At 74.8% G+C, this 1,948-nt stretch carries 2 protein-coding genes; both read right to left on the reverse strand.

The window, feature by feature from the left end:
* Positions 1-29: 29 nt before the first annotated feature.
* Positions 30-815, reverse strand: a complete 786-nt coding sequence (locus B1729_RS14140; RefSeq protein WP_163633353.1) for an NAD(P)-dependent oxidoreductase — start codon at positions 813-815, stop codon at positions 30-32.
* Between the two features lie 11 nt (positions 816-826).
* Complete coding sequence (locus B1729_RS14145; protein WP_163633355.1) at positions 827-1,756, reverse strand: IclR family transcriptional regulator; 930 nt, start codon at positions 1,754-1,756, stop codon at positions 827-829.
* Positions 1,757-1,948: the final 192 nt, after the last annotated feature.

Raw genomic sequence — 1,948 nt, forward strand, 5'->3', positions numbered from 1 at the left:
CTCGCAAGCTCGCTCAACGACTCGCTTGCTCAACGACCGGACTCGTCGCGGTCGGCGACGAGCCGCTCGAACCACGCGAGCGTCGCACGGGTCATGTCGGCGGGCTGCCCCGACGACTCGAGCGCTGCCAGGGCCGCGCGCACCTCGTGCTCGCGCCGCACGGCGTGCAGGGTCGAGCCGTCGACGAGCCGGTCGACGAGCGCGGCGCCGTCCGGACCCAGCTCATCCGCCATCTGCGCGCGCAGCCACTCCTCGGCGCCGGCGGCGCGCGCGGCGCCGAGCCCCTCGAGCACGAGGGCCGCCAGCCCCTTCATGAACACGCTCCGAAGCAGCCGCAGGCGCGCGGCTTCGCCCGCTTCGCCGTCGATGACCTCGACGGGCACCTCGAACGGGCCCACGAGCTCGGCGAACTCGCGTGCCCCGGTCCCGCTCGCGAGGAGCGGCGTCCGGTGCCCGGCGCGCACCACGGGTGCGAGCACCGCGACGTCGGCCATCGCGAGCCCGCGGTCGGCGGCGAGGCGCGCGATGCGCTGCTTGAGCTCGGGGGCGGCGGTGTTGAGATCGGCGTAGACCGCCCCCGCGGCGATGTGCGGCAGCGCCTCGCGGGCGACGGATGCCGCGGCATGCCCGGTGACGAGGCTCAGCGTGACGTCCGCCGCGGCGACGGCGTCGGCCAGCGTCGCGAACTGCGGCACGTCGGGGTCGCCGAGGTTATGCGCGGGGTCGAAGGCGCGGACGTCGGCCCCGGCGTGCGCCAGGCCGCGGGCGTAACGACGGCCGGCCTCGCCGAGGCCGAGGATCGCGATCGTCGTCATGGCCGACAACCCTAGAGCACCGGCGCAGGCCCGATGCCGGCGCCGGGGGCGGGGTCGGAGGTGCCCGGAGCGACCGGAGCGCCGGCGTCGTGCGGGTCGGTGTCGAGGCTCTCGAGGTACTCGAGCGAGCGGCGCGACCCGCTCACGAGCGAGCGGATGCCGTGGGTGCGCTCGTCGACGTCGGGCCTGTAGGCGGCAGCGAGCTCGCGCGCGATGCCGGTCGCGGCTCGGCGCAGCAGCTCGGCGTAGCCGTGGGTCGAGGCGCCGTCGTTGGGCACCACCACGCCGATCGCGGCGTAGACGATGCCGCCCGGTCCCATCACCGGCACAGCGATGCCGCGCGATTCGGGGTGGATCGCGCCCTCCGTCACGGCGTACCCGTCCTCGCGCACGCGCCGCAGCTGCGCGCGCAGCTCGGCGCCCGTGCGGATGGTGCGCTGCGTGTACGGACGCAGCCCGCGCGCGATCACGTCGTTCACGAGGGCGTTGTCGGCGTAAGCCAGCAGAGCGAGTCCGGTGGACGACGCGTGAAGCGGGATGCGGCCGCCGATGAGCGTCGCGTTCACGACGGCCTCGCGGGTCGACATCCGGTCGATGAACAGCACGTCGCGCCCGCTCAGCACCCCCAGCTGGGCGTGCTGTCGCACCCGTTCGTGCACGGCGCCCAGCCAGGGCCGCGCGATCTCGCGGAGGCCCACCGCACCCGGCGTGCGGCTGGCGAACTCCCACAGCCGCACGCCGAGGCGGTACGTGCGGTCGGGCAGCCGCTCGAGCAGCCCCTCGCGCTCGAGCTCGGCGATCAGCCGGTGCGCGCTCGAGCGGGGAACACCCGCGGCGTCCGCGATCTCGCTGAGCGTGAGGAACGGATGCCACGCGTCGAAGCTCTCGAGCACGCGCAGGTGGCGGTGCAGCACCGACTCGCCCGCAGATCCTCGTGCCACGGCATCCTCCTCGATGACGCCGCCATCGTAACCCCGCGCTCGCCGGAGTTCCGTTGAGCGGAAACCCGGGGCGTTTCGTCTCGCTCGTTCCTCGCTCGCTCCACGCCCGGGGGGAGGGGTCGCGGGTTTCGGTCGTTGAGCGCGGGAGCGCCAGCGACCGCGACGAGATGCGTCGAGCCGCCCGTGTGCGCC

The sequence above is a fragment of the Microbacterium sp. B35-04 genome, assembly GCF_010634885.1.
In the GTDB taxonomy this organism is placed as follows: domain Bacteria; phylum Actinomycetota; class Actinomycetes; order Actinomycetales; family Microbacteriaceae; genus Microbacterium.

What these genes read in the sequence shown, in the direction of transcription:
- B1729_RS14140 (WP_163633353.1), bottom strand. Translation starts at nt 815, where the DNA reads ATGACGACGATCGCGATCCTCGGCCTCGGCGAGGCCGGCCGTCGTTAC.